The sequence below is a fragment of the Paraburkholderia aspalathi genome, assembly GCF_905220735.1.
In the GTDB taxonomy this organism is placed as follows: Bacteria; Pseudomonadota; Gammaproteobacteria; order Burkholderiales; family Burkholderiaceae; genus Paraburkholderia; species Paraburkholderia aspalathi.
In genome coordinates this window covers 1,364,045-1,380,429 of the sequence record NZ_CAJNBA010000002.1, presented here as the reverse complement: position 1 = coordinate 1,380,429, position 16,385 = coordinate 1,364,045, and the positions used below count along the sequence as shown (strand labels likewise).

The 16,385-nt window shown below is 62.8% G+C and carries 14 protein-coding genes; 12 read left to right on the top strand and 2 right to left on the bottom strand.

The window, feature by feature from the left end; all coding sequences use genetic code 11:
* Window positions 1–56 precede the first annotated feature (56 nt).
* Window positions 57–881 (top strand): ABC transporter permease, encoded by an 825-nt coding sequence (locus KHO30_RS16925; protein ID WP_093632649.1) that lies wholly within the window; start codon window positions 57–59, stop codon window positions 879–881.
* 105 nt (window positions 882–986) lie between these two features.
* On the opposite strand, the gene KHO30_RS16920 is transcribed toward KHO30_RS16925, so the two are convergent.
* Window positions 987–1,961, bottom strand: coding sequence for an NADPH:quinone oxidoreductase family protein (locus KHO30_RS16920; RefSeq protein WP_211701640.1), 975 nt, complete (start codon window positions 1,959–1,961; stop codon window positions 987–989).
* 201 nt (window positions 1,962–2,162) lie between these two features.
* Here KHO30_RS16920 and surE point away from each other — a divergent pair, with 201 nt between their 5' ends.
* From surE to rlmD, 6 genes are all read left to right on the top strand, one after another.
* Entirely contained in the window at window positions 2,163–2,921 is a 759-nt protein-coding gene (gene surE, locus KHO30_RS16915) for a 5'/3'-nucleotidase SurE (protein ID WP_054039538.1), read from the top strand.
* Window positions 2,918–4,009: a protein-L-isoaspartate(D-aspartate) O-methyltransferase gene (locus tag KHO30_RS16910; protein WP_211701639.1), complete on the top strand. Its 1,092-nt coding sequence runs from the start codon at window positions 2,918–2,920 to the stop codon at window positions 4,007–4,009. The genes surE and KHO30_RS16910 overlap by 4 nt, the downstream gene beginning before the upstream one ends.
* A 5-nt stretch (window positions 4,010–4,014) precedes the next feature.
* Complete coding sequence (locus KHO30_RS16905; protein WP_093632652.1) at window positions 4,015–4,941, top strand: peptidoglycan DD-metalloendopeptidase family protein; 927 nt, start codon at window positions 4,015–4,017, stop codon at window positions 4,939–4,941.
* An 11-nt stretch (window positions 4,942–4,952) separates the two neighbouring features.
* Window positions 4,953–6,023: an RNA polymerase sigma factor RpoS gene (gene rpoS, locus KHO30_RS16900; RefSeq protein WP_054039479.1), complete on the top strand. Its 1,071-nt coding sequence runs from the start codon at window positions 4,953–4,955 to the stop codon at window positions 6,021–6,023.
* 4 nt (window positions 6,024–6,027) lie between these two features.
* Entirely contained in the window at window positions 6,028–6,804 is a 777-nt protein-coding gene (locus KHO30_RS16895; protein WP_200619927.1) for a 3'-5' exonuclease, read from the top strand.
* Window positions 6,805–7,006: 202 nt separating this feature from the next.
* On the top strand, window positions 7,007–8,425 hold the full coding sequence (gene rlmD / locus KHO30_RS16890) for a 23S rRNA (uracil(1939)-C(5))-methyltransferase RlmD (RefSeq protein ID WP_211701638.1): 1,419 nt from the start codon (window positions 7,007–7,009) through the stop codon (window positions 8,423–8,425).
* Between the two features lie 105 nt (window positions 8,426–8,530).
* Here the strand turns inward: rlmD and KHO30_RS16885 are convergent, their stop codons facing one another.
* Window positions 8,531–9,334 (bottom strand): outer membrane protein assembly factor BamD, encoded by an 804-nt coding sequence (locus KHO30_RS16885; protein WP_372341849.1) that lies wholly within the window; start codon window positions 9,332–9,334, stop codon window positions 8,531–8,533.
* Window positions 9,335–9,429: 95 nt separating this feature from the next.
* Here KHO30_RS16885 and KHO30_RS16880 point away from each other — a divergent pair, with 95 nt between their 5' ends.
* The 5 genes from KHO30_RS16880 (at window position 9,430) to KHO30_RS16860 (ending at window position 16,252) form a co-directional block, all read left to right on the top strand.
* Window positions 9,430–10,704 (top strand): RluA family pseudouridine synthase, encoded by a 1,275-nt coding sequence (locus KHO30_RS16880; protein ID WP_211701637.1) that lies wholly within the window; start codon window positions 9,430–9,432, stop codon window positions 10,702–10,704.
* Entirely contained in the window at window positions 10,701–11,549 is an 849-nt protein-coding gene (pgeF, locus tag KHO30_RS16875; RefSeq protein ID WP_211701636.1) for a peptidoglycan editing factor PgeF, read from the top strand. Before KHO30_RS16880 ends, pgeF begins: the two co-directional genes overlap by 4 nt.
* A gap of 623 nt (window positions 11,550–12,172) precedes the next feature.
* The gene (gene phaC, locus KHO30_RS16870; RefSeq protein ID WP_167378282.1) at window positions 12,173–13,987 is read left to right on the top strand and encodes a class I poly(R)-hydroxyalkanoic acid synthase; all 1,815 of its coding nucleotides are present in this window, start codon (window positions 12,173–12,175) and stop codon (window positions 13,985–13,987) included.
* Between the two features lie 135 nt (window positions 13,988–14,122).
* Window positions 14,123–15,304 (top strand): acetyl-CoA C-acetyltransferase, encoded by a 1,182-nt coding sequence (locus tag KHO30_RS16865; RefSeq protein ID WP_200564516.1) that lies wholly within the window; start codon window positions 14,123–14,125, stop codon window positions 15,302–15,304.
* Between the two features lie 207 nt (window positions 15,305–15,511).
* The gene (locus KHO30_RS16860) at window positions 15,512–16,252 is read left to right on the top strand and encodes a 3-ketoacyl-ACP reductase (protein ID WP_054039485.1); all 741 of its coding nucleotides are present in this window, start codon (window positions 15,512–15,514) and stop codon (window positions 16,250–16,252) included.
* The last annotated feature ends 133 nt before the right edge of the window (window positions 16,253–16,385 follow it).

The window sequence follows — 16,385 nt, the reverse complement described above, 5'->3', positions numbered from 1 at the left end:
TCCTGTTTGTTGCGTCCTGTATTGGCGTCGATCAATCGTCTAAGGCAAACCGAGTCATGTGGAAGACGTTGCGCCCGAACCGGGCGAACCTGGTGATCTGGCAGTGGCTGCTGCTCGTGCTGTGCTTCGTGCTCTGGTACGTGCTGACCAGTCCGACCTTGCTGCCGGCGTTCTATTTCGACGACCCAAACAAGGCCGCGTTCTTCTTCGGCGAGCCGCAGAAGGTGCTGCAGCGCATCTGGGAGTGGTTCACGGGCGGCGAAATCTATCTGCACCTGTGGATCACGCTGGTTGAAACGGTGCTCGCGTTTGTGCTAGGCACCGCGCTCGGGCTCGGCGTCGGTCTGTGGCTTGCGCTGTCGCCGCTCGCGAGCGCGCTATTCGATCCGTACATCAAGGCCGCCAACTCGATGCCGCGCGTGATTCTCGCGCCGATCTTCGGCGTGTGGTTTGGCCTCGGCATCTGGTCGAAAGTGGCGCTGGGCGTCACGCTGGTGTTCTTTATCGTGTTCTTCAACGTCTACCAGGGCGTGAAGGAAGTGAGCCCGGTCGTGCTTGCCAACGCGCGCATGCTCGGCGCGAATCGCAAACAGTTGCTGCGTTTTGTCTACCTGCCAAGTGCGATGAGCTGGGTGTTTTCGAGCCTGCACACGTCGGTGGGCCTGGCGTTCGTCGGTTCGGTGGTGGGGGAATATCTTGGCTCGGCGCGCGGCGTCGGCTACCTGATTCTGCAAGCCGAAGGCACTTTTGATATCAATACGGTGTTCGCCGGGATTCTGGTGTTGACCGCGTTCGCGCTGATTCTCGACGCCATCGTCGGGATTGGCGAGCGGCGGCTGATGAAGTGGCAGCCGAAGTCGGGCGATACCGAAAAGCTGTAGCCCCACATTCCTGAAGGCTCAACAAAAACGGCGTGCGGTTTTAAGCCGCCCGCCGTTTTCCGTTTTCTTGCCGCTCGAAAGAGCGGCTGCGTCAGAGCATGGCGCCTAAGGCGTAATCACGATCTTCCCGATCACCCGGCGCTCCGCCATATCGCGCAACGCGCGACCGGTGTCTTCGAGCGAATAACGTTCCGATACGTAGGGCTTGAGCTTGCCCGCGCCGATCCATCCGGTCATTTGCTCGAACGCGGCGTGATTGTGTTGCGGCTCGCGTTTCGCAAAGTCGCCCCAGAACACGCCGACCAGACTCGCGCCTTTGAGCAGTGTCAGGTTGAGCGGTAACTTCGGGATTTCGCCGTTCGCAAAGCCGACCACCAGATAACGCCCGCGCCAGCCGATGCTGCGAAACGCCGGTTCCGCATACACACCGCCGACCGGATCGTAGATCACGTCCGGACCCTTGCCGTCGGTCAGCGCCTTGATGCGTTCGCGCAAGTCTTCGGTGCTGTAGTTGATGGTGGCGTCCGCGCCGTGCTTCACGCACGTGGCGAGCTTCTCGTCGGTCGACGCCGCCGCGATCACGCGCGCGCCGAGCGCCTTGCCGATTTCGACTGCGGCGAGTCCGACGCCGCCCGCCGCGCCCAACACCAGCATCGTCTCGCCGGCCTTCAACTGGCCGCGATCGACCACCGCGTGATGCGATGTGCCATAGGCGAGCGTGAACGCGGCGGCCAGTTCGAAGTCGACGCCGTCCGCCAGCGGCACGCACGCCGCGACCGGCGCCAGCGCCTGCTCGGCAAAGCCGCCCGAGCCGGTGAACGCGACCACCCGCGAGCCCGGCTTGAACTGCGTCACACCGGCGCCGACCGCGCGCACGACACCCGCGACTTCCGAGCCGGGCGTAAAGGGCACGGGCGGTTTGAACTGGTATTTGTTCTCGATGATCAGCACATCGGGAAAGTTGACGGCCGCGGCCTTGACGTCGATCACGACGTGGCCGGGCGGCGGCTCGAGGTCAGGCAGATTTTCGACGACCAGGCTCTCCGGCGGTCCATATTGATTACAGCGAATCGCGCGCATCGTGTCTCCATATCGATCAGGGGTTCGCAACTATTCTGAGTGTAAAACAATCCGCACGACCGTGCGTTTTTATTGTTCGAAGCCGGTTCGTGCGCGATCGATACCCATCGGCGCGCGGCCCGGCGCGTGCGCTTTGCATGGGATACGCGCACGGCCTGCCGTGTCGTTCGCGTGCCTTCTTTCCTCGGTTACAATCGCCGCATGCGAATCCTACTCAGCAATGACGACGGTTATCTGGCGCCCGGCCTTGCCGCGCTTTACGAAGCGCTCAAGCCGATCGCGGACGTTACCGTGATGGCCCCCGAGCAGAACTGCAGCGGCGCGTCCAATTCCTTGACGCTGTCGCGTCCGCTTTCGGTGCTGCGCTCGGCGAACGGTTTCTACTACGTGAACGGCACGCCAACCGACTCAGTGCACATCGCGCTGACCGGCATGCTGGACCACACGCCAGACCTGGTTGTCTCGGGCATCAACAACGGCCAGAACATGGGCGAGGACACGCTCTATTCGGGCACCGTCGCCGCCGCCACCGAAGGCATCATGTTCGGCGTGCCGGCCATCGCTTTCTCGCTGGTCGACAAAGACTGGGTGCATCTCGAAGACGCTGCGCGCGTGGCCGCCGAGATCGTCGCGCACTACCTCAAGCAGCCGTTGCCGGGGCATCCGCTCCTGAACGTCAATATTCCGAACCTGCCGTATGAGCAACTCGACGGCTGGCATATCACGCGTCTTGGCAAGCGGCATCCGTCGCAGCCGGTGATCCGCCAGACCAACCCGCGCGGCGAACCGATCTACTGGATCGGCCCGTCGGGCAGCGCGCGTGACGCCAGCGAAGGCACCGATTTCCACGCTGTCGCCAACGGCCAGGTGTCGATCACGCCGTTGCAGCTCGACCTGACCCACACGCAAATGCTGCCCGCAGCGCGCGACTGGGCGCGCGCCGGTAGCGGCGCTTCATGACGAGCGAGCGCGCAAAGCGCTTTCCGCTCGGTCTCGAGGACCTGGTGCGCGAGCCGCGCCGGCCCGAAGGACGTCCGGGCGAAGTGCGCGCAGCGGCACTTGCCGCGAGCGCGGCGCTGAACGCACGCCAGCAACCGGCGAAGAACTCGCCGCTTGGCTCTGCGGGGAAGACCCAGGCGAAGTCGCCGGCGAGAGCGCAGACCCAACCACAAGCGACATCGCAAGCCAAGCCGCAGGCGAAGGCGCCGATCAAGGCGTCGGTGAACTCGACGCTGAAACCGCCTGTCAGCGCCCAGGTCAAGCCACAAGCCAAACCACACGCAACAGCGGTCGGACAAAGCTCGCCTGCGCGCGCCGCGCCAAAACCGGCGCCGGTGAACAAACCCGCCGCCAAACTCAACGAGCGCGCCTCCGTGCCGAACGTCGCATTGAACGGCGCTTTGGCATTGACTTCGGAACGGGTTCGCGAACGGATGGTCGAACGCCTGCGTGCGAATGGCGTAACCGATCAGCGCGTGTTGAACGCGATGTCGGTGGTGCCGCGCCACATGTTCGTCGACCCGGGCCTCGCCGCTCAGGCCTACGAAGATGCCGCGCTGCCGATCGGCCATCACCAGACGATCTCCAAGCCCTCCGTGGTCGCGCGGATGATCGAACTGGCGGCCGCCGGCCGCGCGTTGAACAACGTGCTCGAAATCGGCACCGGTTGCGGCTATCAGGCGGCGGTGCTGAGCCAGGTCGCGCGCGATGTTTACTCGATCGAACGCATCAAGCCGCTGTCCGAACGCGCGAAGACAAACTTGCGTCCGCTGCGCATTCCGAACATCCGGCTGCACTACGGCGACGGTCGCCTGGGGTTGCCGTCGGCGGCGCCGTTCGACGCCATTGTGATCGCCGCAGCAGGACTCGACGTACCGCAAGCATTACTTGAACAACTCGCGATCGGCGGCCGTCTGGTCGCGCCGGTCGGCTCGCAGGAAGGCCAGAACCAGGTGCTGACTCTGGTCGAACGCCTCGGACCCGCGCAGTGGCGCGAGTCGCGGCTTGATCGCGTTTTCTTTGTACCCTTAAAATCCGGAGTGATTTGACACCGATGAGTATGTTGCGCGCGATGCAAAGAACCAGACTGACTATCCCTATGACCGTAACCCAGCGTAGCGTGTGCGTGCTCGCCTTGTCCCTGTTGATGTCGGCCTGTGCGACCCGCCTCGATCAGGCGCCGGTCGTCGACCGTTCCGGCAGCGGTGCGCTCGGCACGCAAGCCGCGCAACAGCCGGCCGTGCCGCTCGGACCGCCGCCGCCGGGCTACTACCGCGTGAAGCCGGGCGATACGCTGTATCGGATCGCGTTGGAGAACGGCCAGAACTACCGCGACATTTCGACGTGGAACAATCTCACTAACCCGAATCAGATCGAAGTCGATCAGTTGCTGCGCGTCGTGCCGCCAGGTGCGAACACCGCCGCGCTGACGCCGGGCGTGTCGACGGCGCCGATTGGCGGTGGTGGCGCTGTGCAGAGCGCACCGCTCGGCAGTACGCCGCCGACGGCAGGCGTCGCGGCGCCGCCGATCTATGGTTCGGGTGCGAACAACGCCTCGCTGACGCCGCCGGCCAACCCGGGCGCAGCGAGCGATTCGAGCGCCGGCGCGTCCGGCAACGTGGCGTTCTCATGGCCGGTGCGTGGACCGATGCTCGGCACGTTCAACGATTCGACCAACAAGGGTATTAATATCGGCGGCGCGGCTGGCGACCCGGTTAAGGCTTCTGCGGATGGGCGCGTGGTTTATGCCGGAAATGGGCTGCGTGGTTACGGCAATCTCATTATCATCAAGCATGATGCAACTTATCTCACGGCGTATGCACACAACCGCGCTTTGATGGTAAAAGAGGGAGATGCGGTAACCAAAGGGCAGAAGATCGCCGAGATGGGCAATAGCGATTCCGACCGCGTGATGTTGCATTTCGAAGTTCGCCGCCAGGGTAAACCTGTCGACCCACTGAAGTATTTGCCGCCGCAATAAGCGATACGACCATGCCGAAATCGAAGCGCCGCCTGCCGCAAGCCGAGTCTGAGACGATTAGCCGCGTCACGCCCGCTTCGGTGGAGGAAAGCGGCGCTTCGGAAGTTGAAGAAGAGATCGCAGAGGAGCGCGATCTCGACGAACGTCAGGGCGGCGCGGAAGAACCCAGCGAGGCCCGCGAAGTCCCTGCCGACGCAGACGACTTCCGCGCGCTTCTGCAAGCCGAGCTGACGGCCGACACGATTCAGCACTACCTGAACCGCATCAGCGTCAAGCCGCTCCTGACGGTCGAGGAAGAACAGAAGTATTCGCGTCTGGCGAAGGCGGGCGAGTTCGAAGCGCGGCAAGTGATGATCGAGCGCAATTTGCGGCTCGTGGTCAGCATCGCGAAGGGGTATCTGAACCGCGGCGTGCCGCTGCTCGATCTGATCGAAGAGGGCAATCTCGGCCTCATGCACGCCATCGAGAAATTCGATCCCACGCGCGGCTTCCGTTTCTCAACCTATGCCACATGGTGGATTCGCCAAAGCATCGAGCGCGCGATCATGAACCAGGCGCGCACGGTGCGTTTGCCGGTGCACGTGATCCGTGAGCTCAATCAGGTGCTGCGCGCGAAGCGCCATCTGGAAAAGAATTCGATGAATTCCGGCGAAGCCGCCGAACGCCGCGACGCGAGCATCGACGACATTGCCTATCTGACCGGCAAGACCACAGACGAAGTTACCGACATTCTCGCGTTGAACGAGCACACCGCGTCGCTGGACGCGCCGCTCGATCTTGACCCGGCGAGCAGCCTGCTCGACCTGCTGTCCGACGACCAGAGCCAGTCGCCGGATGCCGAAGTGCAGCACCGCGAGCTGGAAACGCTTACACGGGCATGGCTCGCGCGGCTGTCGGACAAGCATCGTCATGTGATCGAGCGCCGCTTCGGGCTGAATCACATCGAGCCCGCCACGCTCGAAGAACTGGCCGACGAAATGGGCCTCACGCGCGAGCGTGTGCGCCAGATCCAACAGGAAGCGCTGGTGCGGCTGAAGCGCTTCTTTGCCTCCAACGGTGTTCGGAAGGACGCCGTTCTATAACCTGATGACACCGATTCTTGTTTTCGACATCGAGACGATTCCCGATGTCGCCGGCATTCGCCGCCTCGAAGATCTGCCTGCCACGCTGAGTGACGCCGAAGTCGCCGAGCACGCTTTTGCCGCGCGCCGCGAAAAGACCGGCAGCGATTTCCTGCCGCACCACCTGCAGCGGATCGCCGCGATTTCCTGCGTGTTCCGCGACAACAACGGTTTCCGCGTGCGCTCGCTCGGCACGCTGGAAGACGGCGAAGCCGCGCTCGTGCAGTCGTTTTATCGCGTGATCGAAAAATACACGCCACAGCTCGTGTCCTGGAACGGCGGTGGGTTCGACCTGCCGGTCCTGAACTACCGCGCGCTGGTCAACGGCATTCCCGCCTCCCGTTTCTGGGACCTCGGCGAGGACGACCGCGAGTTCAAGTGGAACAACTACATCAGCCGCTATCACTCGCGTCACACCGATCTGATGGACGTGCTGGCGATGTATCAGGCGCGCGCCAATGCGCCGCTCGACGCGCTCGCGAAGATGTGCGGCTTCCCCGGCAAGATGGGCATGGATGGCAGTCAGGTGTGGAACGCTTACCAGGAAGGCCGCATCGAGGAAATCCGCAACTATTGCGAGACCGACGTCGTCAATACATACCTGCTGTATTGCCGCTTCCAGCTGATCCGCGGCGCGTTTTCGGCCGAAGAGTATGCTGACGAGATCAACCTCGTCAAAAATGCGCTGGCGCTGGAAGTGGCGCCGCAATGGGCCGAGTATCTGGCCGCATTCGATCAGTAAGCGGCCTTGCTTATCAGTCTTGTTGTAACGAAGCCGTTCGCCGCACACTAACGCGGTTGGGCGTCTGTTGGCAGCCGCCGCAGCGCGAAGTCGGGCGCGAGCGCCAGGGTTCGCCGTATGCTGATCGTGATCGAAGCGATCGGTGTGCGCGGCGCTTCGTCTACAATCTCGCCTTTCCCCCAAGTTTGTCAGGAAGTCGCAGGTGTCCCGAACTGCCCCCCAACGCCGCTCGCCGAAGCGCCAGAAGGCGCCCGCTCCGGCGAAAGCGCACGTCATTACCGGCAATGAGCCGATCATCGAAATCGTTTCGCTCGACATGGAAGCGCGCGGCGTGGGCCGCATCGAGAGTGAAGACGGCACGCCCGGCAAGGTGATTTTTGTCGAAGGCGCGTTGCCCGGCGAGCGTGTCAGCTACTCGACGCATCGCAGCAAGCCGAAATTCGAGCAGGCTGAGGTCGTCCAGGTGTTCCGCGAAAGCGTGCTTCGCACCAAGCCGAAATGCAGCTACTTCGATATCTGCGGCGGCTGTTCGATGCAGCATCTCGACATCCGCGCCCAGATCGCCGTCAAGCAGCGCGTGCTCGAAGACAATTTCCAGCATCTGGCGAAGCTGCGCCCGGAGACCGTGTTCCGGCCGATTCACGGTCCGGCCTGGGGATACCGCTACCGCGCGCGTCTGGCGGTGCGCTATCTGCCGGAAAAGGGCGGCATGCGCATCGGCTTCTACGAGAAGAAGAGCAGCTACATCTCGGACATGAAGACCTGCGAGATACTGCCGCCGCACATTTCGGCGATGCTGATGCCGCTGCGTTTCATGGTCCGCAAGTTGTCGATCTACGATCGTATGCCGCAGATCGAGCTCGCGGTCGGCTCGTCGGTCACCGCGCTGGTGCTGCGCAATCTCGCGCCGATCACCGCCGCCGACGAGCAGGTGCTGCGCGATTTCGCCGACGAACACAAGATCCAGTGGTGGTTGCAGCCGGGCGGTCCTGACACGGTTGCGCCGTTCTATCCGCTCGACGCGCAGCTCGACTACACGCTGCCGGAATACAACATCCGGATGCCGTTCAAGCCGACCGATTTCACCCAGGTGAATCACGCCATCAATCGCGTGCTGGTGAGCCGTGCGCTGCGTCTGCTGGCCCCGTCCAGCACGGACCGGGTGCTCGACCTGTTCTGCGGAATCGGCAACTTCACGCTGCCGCTCGCCCGGATTTCGAAAGAAGTGATGGGGATCGAAGGCAGCGAAGTGCTGACTTCGCGAGCGCTTGCCAATGCCGAGCTGAACGGTGTGGCGGGCCATACGTCGTTTGCTTGCCGCAACCTGTTCGAAGTCACCGCCGACGACATGCGTGCGCTCGGCCATTTCGACAAAATTCTGATCGACCCGCCGCGCGAAGGTGCGCTGGCTGTCGCCAAGGCGCTCGCGGAGATCGCGCAGAGCGGCAATGGGCCGTTGCCCAAGCGTATTGTCTATGTGTCGTGCGCGCCGGCCACGCTCGCTCGCGATGCGGGTCTGCTGGTGCATGAGGCCGGTTATCGACTGGTGGGCGCGGGCGTGGTGAACATGTTCCCGCACACCTCGCACGTGGAGTCGATTGCCTTGTTCGAGCGGGACTGAGGGCGCTGGTTGCAGGCTGGTGCTTCATAGGCTGGGCGGCGACTGCGCAAACAAAAACGCCACGACCGAAGTCGTGGCGTTTTGTTTAAGGCAGCTGGTCGAGGCTTAGAACTGCCACCACGACTTTTCCTTACCGGGCCTTGCGTGACCCGTGATATACGGGCTGTCAGGGAAGGTGCCGGCCAGAATGCGCTTCGTGTCGTCAGCCAGTTGCGGCTGGTTCAGCTTCTCGTACGACAGCATCATGATGTGCAGTGCGTCTTCGATAGCCGGAGCGTTCTTGTATTCCTTCAACGCCAGCTGTGCGCGGTTGATCGCGGCGACATACGCGCCACGACGGTAGTAATAATCCGCCGCGTGGACTTCGTGCGACGCCAGCGCGTTCACGATATAGCGCATGCGTTGCGCGGCGTCCGGCGCATACTTGCTGTTCGGGTACTTGTCGACCACGACCTTGAACGCGTCATACGACTCGCGCAGCGACTTCGGATCGCGCTCGCTCATGTCCTGGCCGGAGAAGCGGCCGAACAGACCGAGGTCGTCGTTGAAGTGGATCATGCCCTTCAGGTAGTACGCGTACGCGATGTCCGGGTGATCCGGGTGCAGCTGGATGAAGCGGTCGATCGCCTGGTCGGCGGCGGCGTTTTCGTTATCTTTCCAGTTGCAATACGCGACGTTGATCTGCGCTTGCTGGGCAAAGTGGCCGAACGGGTCGCGGCCTTCGAGCATCTCGAAATACTTGGCGCACTTGCCGAAATCACCACCGGTCAGAGCGTCGTTCGCCTCCGTATATAATTTGTTGTTGTTCCACGCAGCCGTCTCGTCGGTCTTTTCCGGCAGGCCGTGGCAAGCCGCAACAACGGCGACGGCTGCGGCGCACGCAATGTATCCGGCCACTTTCCGGGCCATCTTCTTGATGACCGCCAAATTGATCGCCGCTTTAGTGATGGTGTTCAAGGCTCGCATTTTCCAGTCTAGCTTTACGTCCAGGTGACCCAGACTCAATGACCCGCTCAAATACTCCAGGCGCCGCAACCGGTGCCGGGAATAGCAACAAAGATTATAGCGTAAGCGCTGACCCCTCCGACGCGTTGGGCGTCGATTCATTCGACGACGATCTCGGCAGCGACGCCCTCGCGGCCGCCGGCCCGGACAGGGTGCCAACCGTGGCGAGCCCCGTGGCGGACGAGTCGCCGCGCAGCGTCGTCGTGCCCGACGAACTGGCCGGCGAACGCCTCGACAAGGTGCTTGCCCGAATCTTTCCGGAGTTTTCACGTAACCGGCTGCAAAGCTGGATCGAGTCGGAGCGGGTGCGCATCGACGGCAAACCGGCCAAAATCCGTCAGCCGGTGCCGCTTGGGGCGACCATCGAGCTCGTGCCCGATCTGCTGCCTGAGCAGCTCGCGTTCACGCCCGAGCCGGTGCCGCTCGAGATCGTCTACGAGGACGACACGCTGGTGGTCATCAACAAGCCGGCCGGCATGGTCGTGCATCCGGCGGCCGGCAACTGGAGCGGCACCGTCCTCAACGGTTTGCTGTACCGCTATGGCGATGCCGCAGCCGGCTTGCCGCGCGCCGGTATCGTGCATCGGCTCGACAAGGAAACGTCCGGTCTGATGGTGGTGGCGCGCACGCTCGAGGCGCAGACGGATCTGGTGCGCCAGCTGCAGGCACGCACGGTGAAGCGCCGTTACCTTGCGCTGGTATGGGGCAACATGCCCGAAGAGGGCACGATCGACGCGCCGATCGGCCGCGATCCGCGCGAACGCACGCGCATGGCGGTGGTGACGAGCGCATCGGGCAAAGCGGCGCGCACGCATTTCCGGCGCGTGGACACGGCGATCTGGCAGCGTCAGCCGGTCACCGCGATTCATTGCGATCTGGAAACCGGCCGCACCCATCAGATTCGCGTGCATTGCGCGCATATCGGCCATCCGCTGCTCGGCGATCCGGTTTATGGACGTGCACGCGGCAAGCGCTCGGTGACGCCGCTGCCGGACGGTTTCGCGCGTCAGGCGCTGCATGCATGGCGCCTCGGTCTGATTCACCCGAAAACCGGCCGGACCATGCAATGGCGCGCCGATGCACCGGAAGACATGCAGGTGCTGTCGGCGGCGCTTGGCCTGGGGCGTGACGATGCGGGCGAGTTCGACGAGACGTACTACGAGGAAGACGACTACGACGCCTCGCTTGACGACGATATCGATGAAGACGGCGACGGCGAGCACGACGAAGACCAGGATCACGACGACGAACACGACGAGGACGGTCACGCATGAGTTTGCCCGAGCTGAGCTTTGCCGATGTTGTGCAACCCGCATGGAACGTATCGCCGCGTGTGCGTGCGCTCGTCACCACCCGCAACGGCGGTGTGAGCGAGCCGCCGTTTGGCCGCTGGCAGGATGGCGCTGACCAACCCGGCGGCCTGAACCTGGGGATGAAAAGCGGTGACGATCCCGCCGCGGTCGCAAGCAATCGCGCACGCTTGCTGAGTCTGGCGGGTGTAAGCGAGGCTGCGTGGCTCGAACAGATTCACGGCGCCGGCATCGTGCGCGCGGAAGATGCGCTTGCGCAGACTCAGGCAAGCGGTACGCCGACACGAGCGGACGCCAGCGTCACCGATCGGCCCGGCACGGTGTGTGTCGTGATGGTCGCCGATTGCATGCCGGTGCTGTTGTGCGACGAAGCAGGACGCGCGGTCGGCGCGGCCCATGCCGGCTGGCGTGGTCTGGCAGCGGGCATCGTCGAGCAGACTGCACAGCGTGTCGCCGGCCTCGCCGGCGTGGAGGCCGCATCGTTGCATGCCTACCTGGGTCCGGCGATCGGACCGGACGCATTCGAGGTGGGTGCAGATGTGCGTGACGCCTTCATGAATGGCGTGGACGGCGCACAACGCGAAGCCACCGCGAATGCATTCATTACGCATCCGCAAAATCCCGGCAAATATCTCGCCGATCTCGCGGCGCTCGCGCGTTTGCGCTTGCAACGGATTGGTGTGACGCGCATTGTCGGCGGCGATCTGTGTACGGTCACGCAACGCGAACGTTTCTATTCCTATCGCCGTGATCGCGAGACCGGGCGTATGGCTGCGCTGATCTGGCTGGACGATCAGGTTACGCGTTAGTCCTGCATTCAATCATCCACACACGGCCGCATCGCATGACGCTTCGATTTATCAGCGCCATCGTGCGGCCGTGGCGCTTCTCGCGCTTGCCTCGACCGGCGCGACGGATTCCCGCAAGCATCCGTATGAGGGTTTATTCGGAGATACGTTGTGTGCTTTTGCTGCGCTGCCGGAATTTGTCGCGCGCACGTTAATCTGCCGCTCAAAGTGCGCGCGAGTGAACGGATAAATACGCATAAATATGCACAAGCCCATGCAATAGGGGAGCTTTTTTTGCTTATGCGAGCACTTATCAACCCATGTTCCAAAAGCGCGATCTGCTATACAGGGAAAACGATAATTAAAAAACTATCGCACTGCGGCAAAATCGGGAACAAGCATTGACATGCCTTGCGATGGGGAGCAAGAATGTTCCTCACAGCTCCTCGTACATGGGACAGGGCGTGACGAGGTCGCGAGCAATCGCCCACGTGCGCATGAACCTGCCTCTCAACCCGTCCGCAAGGACTCACCGGTCAAAAGCAGGTATGGCAGCATCACATTCCTCAGCTTCTCCCAGCACGGACTCCTCGACGGAGCACACGCAGCAGGCCGGTACGAGCGGCGCATCACCAGCCGCAGGCATGCAGCAGTTACTGGACGCCTGGATGAACGCATGGCGTTCGCTGGGCACGCCGCCTGGTGGCAGCGGCATACCTTTTCAGATGCCGCAGGTGCCCCAGATGCCGCCAATGGGCTTGCCGCAGATACCGTCGTTCCCCGGCATGCCTGATTTCAGCAAACTGGCTGCGGGATCCCTGCCGTCAATGCCTTCATTCGCCGGACTCAATGTCCCGAGCGCCGCGATTCCATCGGAGCGTTTGCAAAAGCTGCAAGCCGATTATTCGCGTGAGGCGATGGAGTTGATCCAGCAGGCGGCCACCTCCACGACGAAAGCCCCCGAACTCAAGGACCGCCGTTTCAGTTCCGACGCGTGGAGCGCGACGCCGGCCTATGCATTTACCGCTGCGTGGTATCTGTTGAACGCGCGTTATCTGCAGGAAATGGTCGACGCACTCGAAACGGAACCGAAGATGCGCGAGCGCGTTCGGTTCGCGGTTCAGCAATGGACCGCAGCCGCATCGCCGAGCAACTTCTTCGCGTTGAATCCGGAAGCGCAAAAGACCTTGCTCGATAGCAAGGGCGAGAGCTTGCGCCAGGGCGTGATGAATCTGCTGGGCGATATGCAGCGCGGCAAGATTTCGCAAACGGACGAATCGCGTTTCGTGGTCGGCGAAAATCTCGCGAACACCGAAGGCTCAGTGGTGTTCGAGAACGACCTCATTCAGTTGATTCAGTACAAGCCGCGCACGGCCACCGTGCGTGAGCGACCGCTGCTGATCGTGCCGCCGTGCATCAACAAGTTCTACATTCTCGATCTGCAGCCGGAGAATTCGCTGGTCGCGCACGGACTCGATTCGGGTCATCAGGTGTTCCTGATTTCGTGGCGCAACGCGGACGCATCGATCGCAGGCAAGACGTGGGACGACTACGTCAGCGAAGGCGTTCTCAAGGCGATCGAAACGGTCAGCAAGATCAGCGGCCGCGAGCAGATCAACACGCTGGGTTTCTGTGTGGGCGGCACCATGCTCGCCACGGCGCTTGCAGTGGCGGCCGCGCGCGGTGAGCATCCCGCCGCGTCGATGACCTTGCTTACCGCGATGCTCGATTTCTCGGACACGGGCGTGCTCGACGTATTCGTCGACGAGGCGCATGTGCAAATGCGCGAACAGACCATCGGCGGCAAGAACGGCGGCAAGCCCGGCTTGATGCGCGGCATCGAATTCGCTAACACCTTCTCGTTCCTGCGGCCGAACGATCTGGTGTGGAACTACGTTGTCGACAATTACCTCAAAGGGCGCACGCCAGTGCCGTTCGATCTGCTGTACTGGAACAGCGATTCGACGAGCCTGCCGGGCCCGATGTATGTCTGGTATCTGCGCAACACGTATCTCGAGAATCGTCTGCGCGAGCCGGGTGCGGTGACCACCTGCGGCGAGCCGGTCGACCTCTCGAAGATCGACGTGCCCACCTTCATCTACGGTTCACGCGAAGACCATATCGTGCCGTGGCAAACCGCCTATGCGTCGGTGCCGCTGCTCTCCGGGCCGCTGAAGTTCGTGCTCGGCGCGTCGGGTCATATCGCTGGCGTGATCAATCCGCCGGCGAAGAAAAAGCGCAACTACTGGGCGCTGGAAGGCGACGTCAAGACGTTGCCGGAAAGCCCGGACGAATGGCTCGACCAGGCGACCGAAGTGCCCGGCAGTTGGTGGCCCGAATGGACCACGTGGCTCGATCAGTATGGTGGCAAGAAAGTGAAGCCGCGCGCCACGGCCGGCTCCGCCGAATTCCCGGTGATCGAACCGGCGCCAGGGCGTTATGTGCGGCAACGGGAGTAGGCTTCAGCGCGCCTGAGGGCGCGGTGGTGTGGCGGTATGAGTGCGCGTCCTGATAGACGCAAGGGCGCATTGGCAACAAGATTTTTAACTTGACGGGCAGCGGCGTATTTAGCCGATGTCCCGGAGGATATGGAAATGACTGATGTTGTGATCGTATCGGCCGCCCGTACGGCAGTTGGCAAATTCGGTGGGTCGCTGGCGAAGATCGCCGCGCCCGAACTCGGCGCTACCGTGATTCGCGCTGTGCTCGAACGGTCTGGTCTGAAGCCTGAGCAGGTCAGCGAAGTCATTCTGGGGCAGGTGCTGACGGCAGGCTCGGGTCAGAACCCGGCGCGTCAGTCGCTGATCAAGGCAGGGCTGCCCACCGCGGTGCCCGGCATGACGATCAACGTGGTGTGCGGCTCGGGCCTGAAGTCCGTGATGCTGGCGGCCAACGCGATCATCGCGGGTGATGCGGACATCGTGATCGCCGGTGGTCAGGAAAACATGAGCGCCGCGCCGCACGTGCTGCCGGGCTCGCGCGACGGTTTCCGCATGGGCGACGCCAAGCTGATCGACTCGATGATCGTCGACGGCCTATGGGACGTCTATAACCAGTATCACATGGGCGTGACGGCAGAAAACGTCGCCAAGGAATACGGCATCACGCGCGAGCAGCAGGATGCGTTCGCGGCGCTGTCGCAGAACAAGGCGGAAGCCGCGCAGAAGGCGGGCCGTTTCAACGACGAAATCGTGCCGGTCGAAATTCCGCAACGCAAGGGTGAGCCGCTGCGTTTCGCAACCGACGAATTCGTACGTCACGGCGTGACGGCTGAATCGCTGGCGGGTCTGAAGCCGGCATTCTCGAAGGAAGGCTCAGTGACAGCGGCCAATGCGTCGGGTCTGAACGACGGCGCGGCGGCGGTGCTGGTGATGTCGGCGAAGAAGGCCGAGGCGCTCGGCCTCACGCCGCTCGCGCGCATCAAGGCGTACGCCACCTCGGGTCTGGATCCGAAGGTGATGGGCATGGGCCCGGTGCCGGCCTCGCGCCGTTGTCTCGAACGCGCGGGCTGGACGCCGGCCGATCTGGACCTGATGGAAATCAACGAAGCGTTTGCCGCACAGGCGTGCGCCGTGAATCAGCAAATGGGCTGGGACACGTCGAAGATCAACGTGAACGGTGGCGCGATCGCGATCGGCCATCCGATCGGTGCGTCCGGCGCCCGGATTCTCGTCACGCTGATCCATGAAATGCAGAAGCGCGATGCGAAGAAGGGTCTGGCGTCGCTGTGTATCGGCGGCGGCATGGGCGTGGCGCTGGCGCTCGAACGCGCTTGATAGACCTTCAGGTCTTGAGGTCTCAAGGCAGGCTCGGACAGGTTTTAGCAGGCGGTAAGCAGGGTTGCCGCGCGCCACATTGCAGCAGGTAGCGCGCGGTGAGCAATGGCCTCGTCGGCCGGTCGCCCGGCGGCAGCGGAGATGAAGCACAGGCGAGGGAAGAGGTAGCCGGTCGGCACCTCGAAAACGAAAAACGGAGTGTAGTTTATGACACAGCGAATTGCGTACGTAACGGGCGGGATGGGTGGCATCGGCACAAGCATTTGCCAGCGTCTGCACAAAGAGGGCTTCAAGGTGGTCGCCGGCTGCGGCCCGAACTCGCCGCGCCGCGTGAAGTGGCTCGAAGAGCAGAAGGCACTCGGCTACGATTTCATTGCGTCCGAAGGCAATGTCGGCGATTGGGAATCCACCAAGGCGGCGTTCGACAAGGTCAAGGCCGAAGTCGGTGAGATCGACGTGCTGGTGAACAACGCCGGTATCACGCGCGACGTCGTGTTCCGCAAGATGACGCACGAAGACTGGACGGCGGTGATCGACACCAACCTGACCAGCCTCTTCAACGTCACGAAGCAGGTGATCGACGGGATGGTCGAGCGCGGCTTCGGGCGAGTCATTAACATTTCGTCGGTGAACGGCCAGAAGGGGCAGTTCGGCCAGACCAACTACTCGACCGCGAAGGCCGGTATTCACGGCTTCACGATGTCGCTGGCGCAGGAAGTGGCCACCAAGGGCGTGACGGTCAACACCGTGTCGCCTGGCTACATCGGCACCGATATGGTCAAGTCGATCCGCCCGGACGTGCTGGAAAAGATCGTTGCGACGATCCCGGTGCGCCGTCTCGGTCAGCCGCAGGAAATCGGCTCGATCGTGGCATGGCTCGCCTCGGACGAATCGGGTTTCTCCACGGGCGCGGATTTTTCGCTGAACGGTGGTTTGCATATGGGCTGAGTCACCGGCGCGCCGCTCACAAGGCAGCGCGCTTCGACTCAGATGGTTCCGGCGGCGTCCCGGTTGCACAATTGCCCGATTGTGCGCCGGCATGACGCCGTTTCCGCGCTCAACTCGCGCTCAAAGGCGTTAC

Excerpts from the sequence above, each read along its gene's own strand:
- KHO30_RS16895 (WP_200619927.1), top strand. The coding sequence starts at position 6,028 with ATGACACCGATTCTTGTTTTCGACATCGAGACGATTCCCGATGTCGCC.
- pgeF (WP_211701636.1), top strand. The coding sequence starts at position 10,701 with ATGAGTTTGCCCGAGCTGAGCTTTGCCGATGTTGTGCAACCCGCATGG.
- KHO30_RS16880 (WP_211701637.1), top strand. The coding sequence starts at position 9,430 with ATGACCCGCTCAAATACTCCAGGCGCCGCAACCGGTGCCGGGAATAGC.
- surE (WP_054039538.1), top strand. The coding sequence starts at position 2,163 with ATGCGAATCCTACTCAGCAATGACGACGGTTATCTGGCGCCCGGCCTT.
- KHO30_RS16910 (WP_211701639.1), top strand. The coding sequence starts at position 2,918 with ATGACGAGCGAGCGCGCAAAGCGCTTTCCGCTCGGTCTCGAGGACCTG.
- KHO30_RS16860 (WP_054039485.1), top strand. The coding sequence starts at position 15,512 with ATGACACAGCGAATTGCGTACGTAACGGGCGGGATGGGTGGCATCGGC.
- phaC (WP_167378282.1), top strand. The coding sequence starts at position 12,173 with ATGCAGCAGTTACTGGACGCCTGGATGAACGCATGGCGTTCGCTGGGC.
- KHO30_RS16920 (WP_211701640.1), bottom strand. The coding sequence starts at position 1,961 with ATGCGCGCGATTCGCTGTAATCAATATGGACCGCCGGAGAGCCTGGTC.
- KHO30_RS16885 (WP_372341849.1), bottom strand. The coding sequence starts at position 9,334 with ATGGCCCGGAAAGTGGCCGGATACATTGCGTGCGCCGCAGCCGTCGCC.
- rpoS (WP_054039479.1), top strand. The coding sequence starts at position 4,953 with ATGCCGAAATCGAAGCGCCGCCTGCCGCAAGCCGAGTCTGAGACGATT.
- KHO30_RS16865 (WP_200564516.1), top strand. The coding sequence starts at position 14,123 with ATGACTGATGTTGTGATCGTATCGGCCGCCCGTACGGCAGTTGGCAAA.
- KHO30_RS16905 (WP_093632652.1), top strand. The coding sequence starts at position 4,015 with ATGAGTATGTTGCGCGCGATGCAAAGAACCAGACTGACTATCCCTATG.
- KHO30_RS16925 (WP_093632649.1), top strand. The coding sequence starts at position 57 with ATGTGGAAGACGTTGCGCCCGAACCGGGCGAACCTGGTGATCTGGCAG.